The 17,677-nt window shown below is 69.1% G+C and carries 6 protein-coding genes and 2 tRNA genes; 1 reads left to right on the top strand and 7 read right to left on the bottom strand.

The features are described from left to right. Positions 1-45 precede the first annotated feature (45 nt). Both AC1Q5B_RS16050 and AC1Q5B_RS16045 read right to left on the bottom strand, forming a co-directional pair. Positions 46-6,591 (bottom strand): amino acid adenylation domain-containing protein, encoded by a 6,546-nt coding sequence (locus tag AC1Q5B_RS16050; protein ID WP_492632490.1) that lies wholly within the window; start codon positions 6,589-6,591, stop codon positions 46-48. After that, a complete protein-coding gene (locus AC1Q5B_RS16045) occupies positions 6,588-14,009 on the bottom strand; it encodes an amino acid adenylation domain-containing protein (RefSeq protein WP_492632489.1) in 7,422 nt (2,473 codons plus the stop codon). Before AC1Q5B_RS16045 ends, AC1Q5B_RS16050 begins: the two co-directional genes overlap by 4 nt. Between AC1Q5B_RS16045 and AC1Q5B_RS16040 the strand changes: the two genes are divergently transcribed. Then, the gene (locus AC1Q5B_RS16040; protein ID WP_492632488.1) at positions 13,990-14,535 is read left to right on the top strand and encodes a hypothetical protein; all 546 of its coding nucleotides are present in this window, start codon (positions 13,990-13,992) and stop codon (positions 14,533-14,535) included. The two genes, AC1Q5B_RS16045 and AC1Q5B_RS16040, sit on opposite strands and share 20 nt — an antisense overlap. A gap of 13 nt (positions 14,536-14,548) precedes the next feature. Here AC1Q5B_RS16040 and AC1Q5B_RS16035 read toward each other — a convergent pair whose 3' ends face one another. The 5 genes from AC1Q5B_RS16035 to csrA all read right to left on the bottom strand — a co-directional run bounded on the left by AC1Q5B_RS16035 (position 14,549) and on the right by csrA (position 17,658). Continuing rightward, positions 14,549-15,943 (bottom strand): TIGR03013 family XrtA/PEP-CTERM system glycosyltransferase, encoded by a 1,395-nt coding sequence (locus AC1Q5B_RS16035; protein WP_492632487.1) that lies wholly within the window; start codon positions 15,941-15,943, stop codon positions 14,549-14,551. A 135-nt stretch (positions 15,944-16,078) separates the two neighbouring features. Then, the gene (locus tag AC1Q5B_RS16030; protein WP_492632486.1) at positions 16,079-16,822 is read right to left on the bottom strand and encodes a 4'-phosphopantetheinyl transferase family protein; all 744 of its coding nucleotides are present in this window, start codon (positions 16,820-16,822) and stop codon (positions 16,079-16,081) included. A 193-nt stretch (positions 16,823-17,015) separates the two neighbouring features. Next, positions 17,016-17,092 (bottom strand) — tRNA-Arg (locus AC1Q5B_RS16025). A gap of 186 nt (positions 17,093-17,278) precedes the next feature. Next, positions 17,279-17,371: transfer RNA gene (locus AC1Q5B_RS16020), tRNA-Ser, on the bottom strand. A gap of 77 nt (positions 17,372-17,448) precedes the next feature. Beyond that, on the bottom strand, positions 17,449-17,658 hold the full coding sequence (gene csrA / locus AC1Q5B_RS16015) for a carbon storage regulator CsrA (protein ID WP_492632485.1): 210 nt from the start codon (positions 17,656-17,658) through the stop codon (positions 17,449-17,451). Between the last annotated feature and the right edge of the window lie 19 nt (positions 17,659-17,677).

The following is a 17,677-nucleotide window of genomic DNA, read 5'->3' as shown; positions in this document are numbered from 1 at the left end:
ACCCCTGCCGCGCGACCGTCCCGGTCGAGGATGCTTCCTGGTGCGCTAGCCGGCACGGGGAGCCTCCCCACGCCGGAACCAGCGCGCCATGCGGCGCAACAGACCGGCGGGAGCGGCCTTTCCCCCGCCATCGCCCTCCGACCCCGTCGAGGATGGTAGCTGCTCCGCCGCCTGGGCGAGCGTCTGCGTGGCCAGATCGAGGATGCGCAACCGCACGCCGGTGTCCCGCGCGACGCGGTTGGCCATCTGGACGGCCAGCATGGAATGGCCTCCCGCCTCGAAGAAGTTGTCGCCTGCGTCGACCGTCACGCCGAGCAGTTCGCTCCAGACGCCTGCGAGGTACGCCTGGCGTGGATCGTCGAAGCGGCGTGCGTCTCCGTGTTTTTCCTGCGCCGCTGCCACGCCCGAGGGCGCAGGCAGCCGACCGCGGTCGAGCTTGCCGTTCGGCAACAGCGGAATGGCCTGCAGCCGGACGATGTGCTGCGGCACCATGTAGCGCGGCAGCGCGTCGCGCAGGGCGGACACCAGGCGTTGCTCGTCCCCCGCGCCGTCGTCCATCACCACGTAGGCCACCAGGCGCACATCGCCCGGCGTGTCCTCGCGCACGATCGTCACCGCGCGCGACACGCCTTGCTGCCGCGACAGCACATGCTCGATCTCGCCCAGCTCGATGCGATGGCCACGCACTTTCACTTGGAAATCGAGCCGTCCCTGGTGTTCCAGCACGCCGTCGGTACGCCAGCGCCCGCGATCGCCGGTGCGATAGAGGCGTGCGTCGCCCGCGCGGCCAGCCGTGACCAGATGGTCCGGCACGAAGCGGTCGGCCGTCAGTTCCGGGCGGTGCAGGTAACCCTGGGTGACGCCCGCGCCACCGATGTGGATCTCGCCCGACACGCCCGGCGGGCACAGGGCGCCGCGGGCGTCCAGCACCCACACGGTCGTGTTCGCGATGGGGCGGCCGATGTGGATGTCGGGCGCCCGCCCTGCTTCGCCGGGCAGGATGCGCGTGCAGGTCGACCACACCGTCGTCTCGGTCGGGCCGTACATGTTCCACAGCGCCACGCCGGTCGCGAGCAGATCCACGGCGAGATCCGGCGGGAGCGGTTCGCCACCGCACAGCGCCTTGAACGGCGCGTCCGGCGTCCAGCCGGCGTCCCTCAGCATGCGCCACGTCGACGGCGTCGCCTGCATGACCGTGGCCCGCGACCCGCGCAGCAGACGGGCCAGCGCGTCGCCATCGCTGGCGGCTTCGCGACTGGCGAGGACGACATGCGCCCCGACGGCCAGCGGCACGAAAAGTTCGAGCACCGCGATGTCGAACGATGTGGTGGTCACCGCCACCAGCCGGTCGCTCGGCGACAGTCCGGGTTCGCGCGCCATGCTCGCCAGGAAGTTCACTACCGCGCCGTGCGGGACGCACACGCCCTTCGGCTTGCCGGTGGAACCCGAGGTGTAGATGACGTAGGCGGTCGTGTCGTGATCGCCCAGGCTCGCGTCATGCAGCGCAGGCAGGCGTGGCGCCGACGCGATGGCCTCGGCATCGGCGTCCAGGCGCAGCAGCCGGTCCGCCGCAAGCTGCAACGGCGCGGCGAGACCGGCTTCGCTCACCACCAGCCGCAAGTCCGCGTCCTCCACCATGAAGCGCAACCGGTCCGGCGGATACGCCGGATCGAGCGGGACATAGGCCGCTCCCGCACGCCATACCGCCAGCATGGCGGCCACCAGGTCCGCGTGACGGTCGAGGCAGATGCCGACACGGTCGCCGGGACGCACGCCGCGCTGCGCCAGCGCATCGGCGATGCATGCGCTGCGCGCCTGCAGATCGCGGTACGTCGTGTCCACACCCTCGCAGGACACGGCGATCGACGCGGGCGTGCGCAGCGACTGCGCATGCAGCAGCGCGTGCGCGGTGCGTTCGGCCGGCAGGGCGGCGGCCGTGGAGTTCCATTGCCCCAGCCTGGCGACATCGTCGGCGCCCACGATCGGCAGTGCGCCGATGGCCGCTTCGGGGTTGCGCGCGATCGCCTCCAGCAGCGTGCTGAAGCGATACCCGATGGCGCGTGCGCCTTCGGCGGTCAGGATGTCGGCGTTGTACCCCAGCGCGCCCGACAGGCCGGTCGGATGTTCCAGGAACCAGATGCCCAGGTCGTGGGCCATGCCCTTCTGGAACATCAGCAGATGTTCGTGGCGCAGGTCGCCCCAGCGGAGGTTGCGCGCGCGCACGTCCTGGAACGAGAACAGCGCCTGGAAGATCGGCGAGCGGCTGGGATCCCGCGCCACCTTCAGCTCCTGCATAAGGTGTTCGAAAGGAACATCCGGATGGTCCAGTGCCTCCACCAGTCCCGCCCTGACCTCTTCCACCAGCATCATGAACGGCATGGACGGATCCAGCCGTCGACGCAGCGGCAGCACGTTGACGAAGAAGCCCATCACCTTCTCCAGCGCATCGCTGGGACGGTTGCGGAACGGCATGCCGACCACCAGGTCTTCCTGGCCGCCCAAGCGATGCAGCAGCACGTAATACGCCGCCAGCAGCGTCATGAACAGCGTGGCGCCCGCGCGCGCACCGACGTTACGCAGGGCTTCCGTGGTGGCGCTGTCGACATGCACCCAGTCGGTGCCGCCGACCCCGCTGGCCTTCGCCGGACGCGGCTTGTCCTCCGGCAGGTGCAGCGGCTCCAGGCCGCCGGCCAGATGCGCGGTCCAGTAGTCCACCTGCCGTTTGAGGGCATCGCCTTCCAGCTGCTGCCGGTGCCATGCGGAGAAATCGCCGTACTCCGTCTCCAGGTCCGGCAGCGGCGAAGGCTTGCCGGCGGCGAAGGCGTCGTACAGCGCCGACATTTCCGCATAGAAGATGTCGAAGGACCATCCGTCCCAGATGGCGTGATGGGTCATGAAGTACAGGACGTGGTCGTCGTCGGCCAGCTTGTACAAGGCGACCCGGAACAGCGGACCCTGGTCCAGCACGAAGGGCTCCGCGGTCCTCGCCTCCAGGTCCGCCATCAGAGTGGCCATGCGCTCCGGGTCCGCAAGATGCGAAAGATCGGTCGCCGGCAACAGCGGCACGTCGACCTCGTCCAGGATCTTCTGCACGGCCGTGTCGCCGTGCGGTACCAGGATCGTGCGCAGTGACGCCTGCCGGCGGACCATCTCCCGGAAGGCGCGCTCCAGCGCATGCGTGTCGATCGGGCCATGCAGGCGGTGCGCCGACGGCGTGTTGTAGGTCACCGCGCCCGGGTCGATCTGTTCCAGCACCCACAGCCGCTGTTGCATCAGCGTCATCGGCGCGACGCCGCGATCGGCGAGCCGTGGAACGGACAGCCCGGACGACCGCTCCTGCGACGGCAGGGTGGTCTGCGCGCGCAGCGCCTCCGAAAGTCCGCGCGCGGTGGGCGTATCGAACAGCTGCCGCAACGGCACGGTCACGTCGAGGACACGGCCGATGCGCGCGCACAGCTGCGCCGCCAGCAGCGAATGCCCGCCCATTTCGAAGAAACCGTCGTCCATGCCGAGGCCGGGACGCCCCAGCACCTCCTCCATCGCCTTCAGCACCTGCGCCTGCAGCGCATCGGCCGGACGCGCGGAGGCCGGCGCCGCGCCGCTCGCGGCTGCCGCAGATTGCGTTGCCACGGGCGCGGGCAGCGCCTTGCGGTCGACCTTGCCGTTCGGGAGCAGCGGGATGGCCGGCAGGCGTACGACATGCTGCGGCACCATGTAGTCGGGCAACCGCTGTTTCAGGTGCGCGACCAGTCCGGCATCGTCCGGTGCGTCCGGCGACGCCGTCACGATATAGGCGACCAGGCGCACGTCGCCGGGACGATCCTCGCGTGCCATCGCCACCGCGCGCGACAGCGACGGATGCGTCAGCAGCTGGCTTTCGATCTCGCCCAGCTCGATGCGGTATCCACGCACCTTCACCTGGAAATCGAGGCGGCCGAGATGTTCGAGCTGGCCATCGGCGCGCCAGCGGCCACGATCGCCCGTGCGGTACAGCGTCGGCGCGGAGATGCCGGTGCCGATGCCTTTCGACGCATCGGCGAACGCGTCCGGCAGGAAGCGGTCGGCGGTGAGCTCAGGACGCGCGAGATACCCCAGCGTCACGCCCTCGCCCCCGATGCAGATCTCACCCGGCACGCCGCGCGGACAGGGCTGGCCGTTCTCGTCGAGGATCCAGACCTGCGTGTTCGCGATCGGATGACCGATATGGATGTCGGGCAGCGCATCCTGCGCCGCCTGCACGCGCATGACGGTCGACCACACGGTGGTCTCGGTCGGCCCGTAGAGGTTCCACACTTCTCCGCAGCGCGACAGCAGCGCCTGCGCCAGGTCCGGCGGCAGCGGCTCGCCACCGCACATCGCCTTGAAGCCGGCACGGCCCCCCGTCCAGCCGGCTTCCAGCAACAGGCGCCAGCTGGCCGGTGTCGCCTGCATGGCGGTCGCCTCCGAGACAGCCAGCAGCGCGGACAGCGCGGTGCCGTCGATCACGGCGTCCTTGCCGGCCACGACGACTTCCGCGCCCACGCTCAGCGGCAGCATCAGTTCGAGAACGGCGATATCGAACGACAGCGTGGTCACCGCGACCAGACGGTCGTCGATCGACAGGCCGGGCTCGGCCTGCATGCCGGTGATGAAGTTCGAGACCGCACGGTGCGGCACCTGCACGCCTTTCGGGCGGCCGGTGGAGCCGGACGTATAGATGACGTAAGCCGCCGATTCCGGGGCCGCCGCGCCCGCATCACGGCCCAGGCGCGTGTCCGGCAACGCCGCCAGCTCGGCGGCCAGCGTGTCCAGCGCCAGCACCGGGCGACCGCGCAGGTCGAACCGGTCCACGTGGTGCGATTGCGTCACCAGCGCGGCAAGGCCGGCATCGCCCGCCATGTAGGACAGTCGATCGGCGGGAAACTGCGGATCCAGCGGTACGTACCCCGCGCCCGCCTTCAGGATGCCGAGCAGCGATACCAGCATGTCGGCGCCGCGATCCACGGCCAGACCCACCAGTGCGCCCTTCTGCACGCCATGGCGGCGCAGCAAGTGGGCGATGCGGTTGGCGCGCGCCTCCAGTTGCCGATAGGACAGCGCCCCGTCGTCCGCGCGCACGGCAGCGCGGTCCGGCGTGCGGTCGCACTGGCGCTCGACGTGTTCGTGCATGCGGCACTCGCGGTCGAACGCGACCGGCGCATGCTGCAGCGCGGCCAGCTCCGCGCGTGCGGTCGCATCCACCAGCGGCAGCCGGCCGATGCGCTCGTCCGGCGACTCGGCAGCGGCGCGCAGCAGCGTCTCGAACGCCGACAGCCAACGGCGCACGGTACGCGCGTCGAACAGGTCGGTGTTGTACTGCGTTTCCAGCCGCAGCGTGCCGTCCACCTGCACCGCGTTGATGGACAGCTCGAAGTTCTCGAAACGGCGGGGATTGGTGGTGAAGTCCAGCGCCAGGCCGGGGAATCCGCTTTTCTCCTGGTCCAGCGCCTGGTCGATGTTGAACATCACGCTGGCCAGCGGCAGGCGCGCGGGATCGCGCGCGATGCGCAGCTTCTTCAGCAGCGTGCCGAAGGTGTAGCGCTGGTGCTCGATGGCGTCCAGCAACGTGTTCTGCGCGCCGTCCAGCACACGGGTGAAACTGTCGGTGGACGACAGGTCGAATTTCAGCGGCAGCAGGTTGACGCAATGGCCGACCAGATGGTCGTGGCCGTCGACCGACTGCCCGGCGGCGGGAATGCCCACCACCACCTGCTCCTGCCCGGCGATGCGCGAGAGCAGCGTGGCGAAACCGCCGAGCAGCGTGGCGAACAGGCTGGCGCCGCGGCGCGCGCCCATCCTGCGGACCGCGGCGACGAGGTCCGCATCCAGCACGTGGTCTTCGCGCAGCGAGGCGAAGGTGCGGCGCGCCGGTCGCGGCCGGTCGGTCGGCAGGTCGAGCACCGGCGACAGGCCCGCGAATTGCGACAGCCAGTACGCTTCGTCCTCCCGGTATTGCGGGCCGCCGGGATGCAGCGCCTCGGCCAGCGCATAGTCGGCATAGAGGTCCGCATCGGGCAGGCTGCCGGCCTGCGCATAGGCGGCTCCCAGCTCGCGCACGATCACCCACCACGACCAGCCGTCGCAGACAAGGTGGTGCGCGTGCATCAGCAGCACATGGTCCTGCGGCGCCAGGTGCAGCAGCTCGGCACGGAACAGCCTGCCGTGGGCGAGCGCGAACGGCGTCTCCACGCCGGCGCGACGACGGGCCGCCAGCTGCGCATCGCGCTCGGCGAGCGGCAACGCGGACAGGTCGGTCAACGGCAACAACAGCGGAGCGGGTTCCAGCACGCAGAAGGTCTCGCCGTCCGGGCCGAAACTGGCACGCAGCGCATCGTGCCGCGCAACGACCTCCTGCAGCGCGCGCTGCAGGCGGGCCGCGTCCAGCCCGCCCCGCAGGCGCAGCGACACCGATTCGTTGTACGCCAGCGAGGCATCTTCACCGAGTTGCGAGGCAAGCCAGAGCTCGCGCTGCGGCTCGGTGGTGGGTGCCACGCGCGCGAGCGCGCCACCTGCGAACGGATCGTAATCGACCGCAACCGGCTCGCCGTGGCGCTGCAGCCCCGTCTCGCTCACGCACTCACCCGGAGGTACTGGCCCGGCGCGTCCGGGTTGGGCACGTACCAGGCGGGACGGCCTTCCGGATCGCGCCCCAGGCGCGCACCCGGCACGGCCGGATTCGCCGCATCCATGACGGTACGCGACGTCGCCGCATGACGCGGCAGCAGTTCGGCTTCCTGCAGTTCGAGCACCGCTTCCTTCCACGCCTGACCGATCGCCTGGAAGTCCGCCTCGCTGTGCGCGGTGGTGAAGAAGCAAGGGAAGTTGTCGAGGATATGGATGCCGCGGCTGCGCATCATCGCGAACAGCAGGTCCTGCAACGGATGGTCCTCGTCGAAATGCGTGCGCCACAACGATGCGAAGTGCTTGATGCGGACCGGCGCGCCGACGCCTTCGGAGAACGCATTGAGTTCCGCCGCCATCGCCGCGGTCCGCTCGTTGAGACGCTGCTGCAGCGCCGCGCCGTGTTCCTTCATGTGCAGCAGCGAGGCTTTCGCGGCCGCGAGCGTCAGCGGATGGCGCACGAAGGTACCGGCGAAATAGGTCACGCCCGCCGGCGGCGTGGAGTCGTCGCCGTATTGCCAATAGCCGCCATCCAGCGCATCCATGTATTCGCGCTTGCCGGCCATCACGCCGATCGGATAGCCGCCGCCGACGACCTTGCCGTAGGTGCACAGGTCGGCCTTGATGCCGAACAGCGCCTGCGCGCCCCCCGGATGCGAACGGAAGCCGGTGATCACTTCGTCGAAGATCAGCACCGCGCCGGCGTCGGCGGTGATTTTCCGGACTTCCTTCAGGAACTCGACCGGCTGGAAGTCGGGGCGACGGCTCTGCACCGGTTCGACCAGCACGGCGGCCAGCTCGTGCGCGCGCTCGCGGATGATCTCCAGCGTCTCCGGCGTGCCGTAATCCAGCACCAGCACCTTCTCGGCGGTGTTGCGCAGGATGCCCGGCGCGGCCGGCACCGCGCGCAGCTTCTTGGTGCCGCGCACGATCACTTCGTCGTTGATGCCGTGGTACGAGCCCGAGAACACCACGATGGTCTCGCGGCCGGTCGCCGTGCGCGCGATGCGCATCGCACCCAGCACGGCCTCGGAGCCGGTATTGCACAGCGCCGCGCGGTCGTGGCCGGTCAGCTCGCAGACCAGCTTCGACACTTCGCCCGCCAGCGGGTGCATCGGCCCGATCTCGTAACCGTGGTCGATCTGCTGCTTGACCGCGTCGACCACGAAGTCCGGTTGCCAGCCGAACAGGCTGGTGCCGAAGCCGTTCAGAGCATCGACGTACTCATGGCCATCGATGTCCCACACGTGCGAGCCCTTCGAGCGCTCGACGACGATCTGGTACACGATCTCCTTGGTCAGCGGACGGAAGCCGGTGACCACGCGCGGATCGGCCATGTGGCCGCGGTGTTCCTGGGTGTATGCCCTGGACTTGGGCGTGCGCGCGACGTAGCGGCGCATGAACGCGTCCAGGCGCTCGCGCTGGTGGGGGTTGAGTTCGGTGCCGCCGCTGGCGTCGATGCGTGCAATCGCGCCGAAGGCCTTCTTGACGTCGTAGCGCGTGTGCGCGAGGGCGGCTTCTTCGTCAGCGGCATTGGTTGCGGGCGCAGGAACCGCAGCCTGCACAGCGGACGGAGCGGCGACGACCGCGGCAGGCGCGGGCACGGGCATGGCAGGCGCCGCGGCCACCGGTGCCGCTGCGAGCGAGGAAGGCGCACTGCCCGCCAGCAGCGCCAGTTGTTGCGACATCAGCTGCATCTGCTGGGCGATCAGCTGGCTGAGGGCGTCGCCGCCGGCCAACGGCTGCAGCGGCGCCATGACCACCGGAGCCGACGGCAGCGCCACCGGCGTCACCGGCACCGTCGCGGCCGGCGATGCCGCCACCTCGGCCGCAGGCGCGGCGGCGACCGCCGGCGCAGGCGCCGCTTCCACGGGCAGCTGCGCATCCAGCGCCTGCGTCAGCCGGTCGAGGCTGGCGTAGTCGCCCATCAGCTGGCGGAAGGTGATCCTGACCGGGAACGTCTTCTGCAGTTGCAGCGCGACCTGCGTCAGCATCAGGCTGTCCAGGCCCAGTTCGATGAAGTTGGCATCCCCGTCCGCCTCGGACAGGTCGAAGCCGGCGACGTCCTCGAAGAGCTCCTTCAGCTGCGCGGCGATGCGCGGACGGCGATCGACGGTGGCGACAGGGGAAGCGGCTTCGGGCACGACGGACATCAGGCTCTCCGGGACCGCGCGGGCGGCCATGCTGGGATGGGGAACGACATTGCGGGGCGCCGCGGTGTGCGCCTCCACCCAATAACGCTTTTTCTCGAACGGATAGGTCGGCAGGCGTACACGCAGGCGCCGGCCGCGGCGATCCAGCGCCGCCGGATCCAGGACCACGCCCTGCGACCACAGCTGGCCGAACGCAGCCAGCAACGCGGCCTGTTCGCCATCGGCGTCGTCGGACAGCGACGCGACCGACGCGATGCGGTGCTGCTGCACCAGCGGCTGCTGGCGCGACAGCGCCGCCAGCGTGTTGCGCGGCCCGATCTCCAGCAGCACGCGGCCGGGACGGTCCAGCACCTGCGCGATGGCGGTGGAGAAGCGCACCGGCTCGCGCAGGTGGCGCGCCCAGTAGTCGGCGGACACCGCCTCTTCGTCCTGCAGCCAGCCGGCGGAGGCGGTGGACAGCAGGGGCAGCGACGGTGCCTTGCGCACCAGTGCATCGACCTCGGCGCGGAACGCCGGCACCACCGCATCCATCATCGCGGAATGGAAGGCATGCGAAGTCTTCAACGCGCGGCAGGCCACGCCCTCGCCTTCCAACTGCTGCTGGAAAGCAGCGATGGCATCGTGCGGCCCGGCCACGACACAGGCGTTCGGCGCGTTCTCGGCCGCCAGCGACAGGGCCACCGGCAGGCGCGCCATCAGCGTCTCCTGCGGCAGGCGTACCGACAGCATGGCCCCCGAGGGCTGCGCCTGCATCAGGCGACCGCGGCGTGCCACCAGGCGCAGCGCATCCGGCAACGCGAACACGCCCGCCAGCGTGGCGGCGACGAACTCGCCGACGCTGTGGCCGACCATCGCCACCGGCACCACGCCCTGCGCCATCCACCAGCGTGCCAGCGAGTACTCGATGCTGAAGATCGCCGGCTGCATGATCGCCGTCGGCAGCAGCGCATCGGCATCGTCGCCGAACACCAGCGCGCGCAGGTCCTGCCCCAGTTCGGCATCGAGCACGCGGGCGCAGTCGTCGAACGCGGCACGGAACACCGGCTCGCGCGCGTACAGCGTGCGACCCATGCCGGCGTACTGGCAGCCCTGGCCCGGGAACATGAAGACGACATCGGCGGCCTGCACGGGCCGGGACTTCGCGGCGGCCGCGGACAGGTCGGCGCTGCGCAACTGCGCGACGGCGGCGTCCGCCGTGTCTGCTGCGACACTGATACGGTGCGGGAATGCCTTGCGGCCCACGGCCAGCGTCCACGCCACATCGGCGAGGTTGGTATCGACCGCGGTTTCCAGGTGATCGGCCAGGCGCGCGACGGCCTCGACCAGCGCCACCGGCGTGCGCGCCGACAGCGTCAGTAGCTGCGCGCCTTCTGCCGGCTCGGACGGCGCCACTGCCGGCGCCTGTTCCATCACCACGTGCGCATTGGTGCCGCCCACGCCAAACGAACTGACACCGGCGCGGCGCGGCTGACCGTCGACGTCCGCCCATGGCTGCAGCTCGCCGCTCACACGGAACGGGGTGGGTTCGAAATCGATCACCGGGTTGGCCCGGCGGAAATGCGCGGTCGGTGGTAGGCAGCCATACTGCAGCGCGTACGCCGTCTTGATCACGCCCGCCGCACCGGCGGCCATCAGCAGATGGCCCACGTTGCTCTTCACCGAACCGACCACGCAGAAACCCGTGTCGTCGGTGGTCTGGCGGAAGGCATGCGTCAGGCCTTCGATCTCGATGGGATCGCCCAGCGGCGTCGCGGTGCCGTGCGCTTCAATGTAACCGATGCTGCGCGCGTCCACGCCGGCGTCGGCGTGCGCCATCGCGATCACTGCGGCCTGCCCTTCGCTGCTCGGCGCGGTGAAGCTGGCTTTCTGCCCGCCATCGTTGTTGACGGCCGCACCGCGCACGACCGCGTAGACCGGATTGCCGTCCGCGATGGCGTCGGACAGGCGCTTCAGCAGGACGACGGCGGCGCCATCGCTGAACACCGTGCCGCTGGCTTTGGCGTCGAAGCTGCGCGTGTGGCCATCGGCCGACAGCATGCCGCCCTCCTGGTACACATGGCCGCTGCGCACCGGACAGGTCACCGCGATGCCGCCCGCCAGCGCCATGCCGCAGCGACCGGCACGCAGGCTGTCGATGGCCTCGCTGATCGCCACCAGCGACGTGGAGCACGCGGTGTGCACGCTGATCGCCGGGCCGGTGAGATTCAATTTGTGCGCCACGCGCGTGGCGATGTAGTCCTTCTCGTTGCCCAGCATCACCTGGAACGCGCCGAGTTTCTCGACCAGATCCGGATGGGCCAGCACGTTGCGCTGGTAGTAGCTGGCGTTGTACATGCCGGCGAACACGCCCACCGGCACCTCGGCCGCGTCCGGCACATGGCCGGCGCGTTCGATGCATTCCCAGCACAGTTCCAGGAAGATGCGTTGCTGCGGATCCATCAGCTCCGCTTCCTTCGGCGAGATGCCGAAGAACGCGGCGTCGAACTTGTCGACATCGTCGAACACGCCGCGTGCCGGCACGTAGGCGGGATGGGCGCGCTGCGACTCGGGAACGCCGGCATCGAGTTCGTCGGCGGCGAACCGGCTGACGCTGTCGCGCCCGGCGCACAGGTTGTCCCAGAACGCCTCCACCGTCGCCGCGCCCGGGAAGCGTCCGGCCATGCCGACGATGGCGATGGGCTCGTGCGCCTGCGAATCGCGCCGCACGGCGATGCGCGCGGACTCCAGCGGCACCCGGCGACCGGCCGTCATCGCGACCGCAAGCTGCGCGGGCGTGGGCGCACGGAACAGCGCCATCGCCGGCACGTCGCCCAGTCGCTCGCGGCGTGCGGCTTCCAGCATGCGGACCGCCAGCAGCGACGTGCCGCCGAGGTCGAAGAAGTTGTCGTCCCGCCCCAGGTCTTCGAGATCCAGGACATCGGCGAAGATGCGGCACAGGGCCGTTTCGGTCGCGTCGCGCGGCGCGCTGTAGGCGCCCGCCCATTCCGGCCGTTGGCGGCCCGGACGCGGCAGCTTCTGCCTGTCGAGCTTGCCGTTCGGCGACAGCGGCAGCGCGTCCAGCTGCACGTAGGCAGCCGGCACCATGTAGTCCGGCAGCACGCCGACCAGATGCTGGCGCAGGCGTTCGACATCCACCGGCGCCTTCGGGTCCTGCGGCGCCACGTAGGCGACCAGGCGCTTCAGGCCCGGCACGTCCTCGCGCGCCAGCACGCCGGCTTCGCGCACGCCGGGGAATGCCATTACCTGTGCCTCGATCTCGCCCAGCTCCACGCGGAAGCCGCGGATCTTCACCTGGAAGTCCTGGCGCCCGAGATAGTCGATCGTGCCGTCCGGCAGCCAGCGCCCCAGGTCGCCGGTGCGGTACATGCGTGCGTCGCCGGCATCGACGAAGGGATCTCGCAGGAAGCGCTCGGCCGTCAGGTCGTCACGCTGCAGATAACCGCGCGCGACCACCGGCCCGGCCAGGTACAGCTCGCCGACCACGCCCTGCGGCAGAGGCTGGCCCTGCGCATCAAGCACGTAGACGCGCGCGTTGGCGATGGGCGCGCCGATGGTGGGCAGCCGTGGCCATGACCGTGGATCTTCCGGCAGCGTCAGCGCCGTGACCACGTGCGTCTCGGTGGGACCGTAGTGGTTGTGGAGGCGGCAGCCAGGGAGTTGCTCGAAGAACCGCACGATCTTCGGCTCGATGCGCAACTGCTCGCCGGCGGTGATGACCTCGCGCAGCGCGCAGTCCAGACGGTGGCCGTCCGGCTGTCCGGCGAGATGGCCTTCCAGGCCTTCGGCCAGCATCTGCAGGGCGAAGTACGGCAGGAACATGCGCTCGACGCGCTGCCCGACGATGAACTCGAACAGCTTGCCCGCGCTCATGCGGGTCTCCTGGTCGATGGCAAGCAGCGTACCGCCGGTGGACAGCGTGGCGAACACCTCCTGGAAGGCCACGTCGAAACCCAGGGCGGCGAACTGCAGCGTGCGCAACGGCACGCCGTTGCCCGGCTCGCGCATCTGCCACTGGATCAGGTTCACCAGCGGGCCATGCGGCATCGCCACGCCCTTGGGTTTGCCGGTGGAGCCCGAGGTGTACAGCACATACGCCAGATCACCGGCGTCGACACGGGCTTCGCCGTCGTCCAGCACATGCGCCGGCAGCGCGGCCCAGGCCGGCGACGGATCGCGCAGGTCGACCACGACCAGGCTGTCCGGCAGTTCGCCCAGCACGTCGCGCGCGTCCTGCTCCATACCCGACATGGTCAACAGCACGCGCGGCCTGCTGTCGGACACGGTGTACGACAGGCGCTCGGCGGGATACGTCGGATCCAGCGGCACGTAGGCGCCACCGGCCTTCAGCACGGCGAGCAGCCCCAGCACCACTTCGATGCCGCGCTCGACGTAGATCGCGACGCGTTCGTCCGGCCCAACGCCGTGCCGCTTCAGCAGCCGCGCGAGCCGGTTGGCCTGCGCATCCAGTTGCGCATAGGTCAATCGGCGCACGTCCTGTTCCAGAGCGATGGCCTGCGGCGTGGCGGCGGCCTGCGCTTCGAACAGGCGATGGACGCCGGAGACGCGGGGAAACGCTTGACCGGTGCCGTTTCCGTAGTCGAGCAGTTCGCGACGCATCGCATGCGGCACGATCGCAGCGCGCGCAAGGGATATGCCCGGCGATTCCAGCAGCGATTCGAGCAGGCACGTCCAGTACGCCAGCCAGGCATCGAGCTGGCCGTCCGTGTATCCACCCTCGCGATCGTGCAGCGTCGCGTCGCCGCCGCTCAGGCGCAGTACCAGCTCACAGGCCGGCGCAGTGGCCGCCTCGCGCGCATAGCCCGTCGCCGGCACCGCATCGCCTGCGGGTGTAGCAGGCTGCCCACTCGTTGCGGACGACTCCGGCCGCAGGGCGTCGGCCAGGCCGACCAAAGCGTCCGCCAGTCCGTCCTCCAGCGACAGTGTCCATGCCACCGGCGCAGCGGTCGGCGCCTGTTCCCAGGCCACCATCACGTTCGTGGTGGGCTCGGCGCGCATGCGCGCCACCAGCGCCGCCCAGGCGACCACGGCGACCTGATGCGTCTCCACGCCACAGGTCTGTGCCAGGCGGCCGAGGGCGACGGGCAGCGCGATGCGCGCTTCCGTCCCCGCCGCCTGCCCTTCGCCGCGCCACGGCAGTTCCAGCTTTGCGGCCTGCGATCGACGATGACCTTCGGTGGTGTCGCTGGCAGTGCTCAACGTGATGCCCCATGGAGGCCGTCCGCGCCTCCTCCATTCTTCCAAAACGTATGGGAAGATAGATTCAGGTCACGACGTGAACTTTTTCCACCAGACGCACGCCATGGAAGTCGATTTCCATTCGTTGTACAGCGAGCTCGGCATCGATCCGGATTGCGGCCTGGACGATTTCAAGCGCGCCTACCGGCGGCGCGTGGCCGAACTGCATCCGGACCGGCACATCGATGGCGACCTGCCTTCTGCCGGCACGAGCATGGCGCTGCCGGAACTCACGCTGCGTTACAGCCAGGCGATGCAGTTCTTCCGCACCCACGGCCGGCTGCCCGGCAGCACTCCACGTAAGCCGCAGGCGCGCACCACCGGCCTGGCGCGCCGGCCACGCCCGCCTCATCAGGCACCGTCGGCGACCGAACCGCCCGGCTTCGCCAATGTCTCGCAGCGCAGCTGGATCGTGCTGATCGTGCTGCTCCTGCTCGTGATGTACCTGGTGTTTTCGGCGCCGCCCGCCTCGGCGGCGACCGCCTGACCGGCTGCTGTGCTCAGCGCGCGCCGCGACCGAACAGCACCACTTCGACGGTCTGCAGCAGGATCATCATGTCGAAGACCAGACCGTGGTTCTTGACGTAGAAGAGATCGAACTTCAGCTTCTCTTCCGCGTCCTTCACCGACGCCCCGTACGGATAGCGCAGCTGCGCCCATCCGGTCAGGCCCGGCTTCACGCAATGGCGGACCCGGTAGTAGCGCACTTCGTCGTTGAGCATGTCGACGAACTGCGGACGTTCCGGCCGCGGCCCCACGAAGCTCATGTCGCCGCGCAGCACCGCGAACAGCTGCGGCAGTTCGTCGAGGCGCGTCTTGCGGATGAAGCGGCCCACGCGCGTCGTCCGGTCGTCGTCCTTGCTCGCCCACACCGCGACGCCGCCCTTCTCCGCGTCCGTCCGCATGCTGCGGAACTTGGTCAGCTTGAAGTGGTTGCCGCGTTCGCCGACACGGATCTGGCTGTAGAGGATCGGGCCGCCGGATTCCAGCCATACCGCCAATGCCGTCAACAGCATCAGGGGCCAGGCGAACAGCAGCAACGCGCCCGCGGCCATCAGATCGAAGAAGCGCTTGCTGAGCCGCCGCGGCGTGGAATAGTCGAAGCCGCCGGAGAACACCAGCCACGACGGATCGACGATGTTCAACTGCACCATGCCCGCTTCGCGCTCGAAGAACGTCGACAGGTCGATCACGTTCACGCCGTGCTGCACGCATTGCAGCATGTCCTCCATCGGCAGACCGCCACGCCGCTCGTCCGGCGCGATCACCAGTTCGTCGATCTGCAGCTCTTCAACCAGGTCCGCCAGCGTCCCCTCGGGCGTCACCAGCAGGTCCTCCCTTACCACCACGGGCTGGCCCGCCACGGGCACGAAACCGGTGACGACGAAGCTGCGCCGGTCCGCCTTGCGCCGCATGCGGCTGTTGATCAGGTCGGCATTGTTGCCGGCACCGAGCACCAGGATGCGTTGCTTCAGTACGTCGGTCCTGAACAGGCTGACCGACAGCATGCGCACGGCGACGATGCCTGCCGCCGACAAGGCCAGCGAGAGGGCCAGCACGCCACGCCCGATGTAGGCCTGCGGCACGATGTAATACAGCACGACCAGCGCGATGCCGCCGAGCACGAACGACATGAGGAAACGCAGGAAGAAATCCATGCGACTGTGCCGCATGTGCACTTGGTAAAGCCCGAATGCCGCCATGGCGCCGGTCAGGCTCATCGCCACCAGCAGGGCGCGCGCCGGCGCATGTTCGACGAATTCCAGATGGGTCTCCTGATCGTTCAGGAAACGGAGCCACGCCGACCCCAGCACCGCGATCACGATGATCACCACCTCCAGCAGCCACAGGAAGCGGATCGCCCTGGACTTCTGGCTGGCATGTGTGGATTTCATGACTTCCCCCGTATGTACGCCGAGCCCGGCTGCACCCCATCACGCGACCTGCGCGCGTGAGCAAGCACCCGGCCCTGGTGCCCCTCTCCCTCCAAGAACGCAAAACGTGACATATCCGGACATCGCGCGCCGGCGCTACGGCACGCCACCCGCCAGCACCGGACGCAACCGTCCGGCCCTGCAGGCGACCTCGGGCGCCTTCGCCACGGCACAGACGATGTCGGGACCGAGCGACAGCAGATCCGTTCCCACCCGCACGGCGTCGCCAGGGTGCAGCGCCTGCGCCTCGCCCTCGGGCAACGCGAACGTATCCATCTCGCGCTCCAGCCCCACGCCGGCGGCCTTCAGATAGGCTTCTTTCCGTACCCAGAGATCGAGCAGTCCAGCCGCCCGCTGCGCGTCGCGCAGCCCTGCGAAGCGCGCGAGTTCGTCGCCATGACAGATCCGCCCGGCGATCTCCGGCATGACGCCCGCGCGATGGGCAGGCTCGATGTCCACGCCGACGGGACCATGCAGACTCACCGCCACCGCGACATGACCATCCGCATGGCTCAGGCTGGTATCGGCGGCCATGCCCTCAAGCACCGGCCGCCCGCGCGAATCGCGCGCCAGCGGTACGCGTGCCAGCGGCACCCGCAACGCGTGCGAGAGAAAAAGGCGATGCAACGCATAGGCGAGCGCCAGGCTGTCCTGATGCGCATCCCGACGCTGACGCCTTACCCGCATCAGTTCGCGCGCATCGATAAGGGCGAAGGCCTCAGTCGTCCACGCCCGCCAATCGTCGAGCGCGAACACCGCGACCAGGACATGATCCGCAACGCTGTGGTCGAAGCGCCCGCTGCCGAACCCCTGCGGGAACACCGACGCCAGGGTGCTCACCGCAGGTCGGCGACCGTAAGCCATCGGACGTGCAGAGACGTAGGACATGTGCGGGCCACAAGCGCCTGCAGGCGCGACTGTCCTACATCACGCGCGCAGCAACCGAAACAGGCCAAACCGTTCGCATGCCCGTCTGTAGCGAACACGCAAACGAAAAGAGCCAGCGGATGGCCGCTGGCTCTTTTCGTCGTAATGGCGCGCCCGGAGAGATTCGAACTCCCGACCGCCTGGTTCGTAGCCAGGTACTCTATCCAGCTGAGCTACGGGCGCGTGAGGAGCGGAATTATGCGTGAAGCGTTTTCCGCCCGTCAATCTTTTTTCTACGTTTTTCCTTTCCGTGGCGCCGTAGAGCACGCTTACGGAGACGCTTCGCTGCGAAAAACTCCCCCGCAACAACGCTGACACTTTGCTCCCGCGTATCGCATCCTGATGGACGCGAGATACGCCGCTACAAACTGGCGGAGTGAGAGGGATTCGAACCCTCGATAAGGCTTTTGACCCTATACTCCCTTAGCAGGGGAGCCCCTTCAGCCGCTCGGGCATCACTCCGGTTTGTCGCTCGCTACAACAGTCCCGCCGCAGCGGCCGCATAGGATAGCGGCTCGCCGGGCAGGCGGCAAACAAAATCACTCGGACGTGATGTTCTCGGACGTCGGTTGCGATGAGATCTCTTCGCCGCGCTGGATGCGCTGGTAGATTTCTTCGCGATGCACGGCCACATCCTTGGGCGCGGTGATGCCGATACGCACTTGGTTGCCTTTGACGCCAAGCACGGTCACCGTGACCGAATCGCCGATCATCAGGGTTTCGCCGACACGGCGGGTCAAGATCAACATGTTTCTTCTCCGTAAGCCG

It is taken from the genome of Pseudoxanthomonas sp. GW835-FHT14C01 (assembly GCF_058793715.1).
This window is presented reverse-complemented; position numbering and strand designations above follow the sequence as displayed.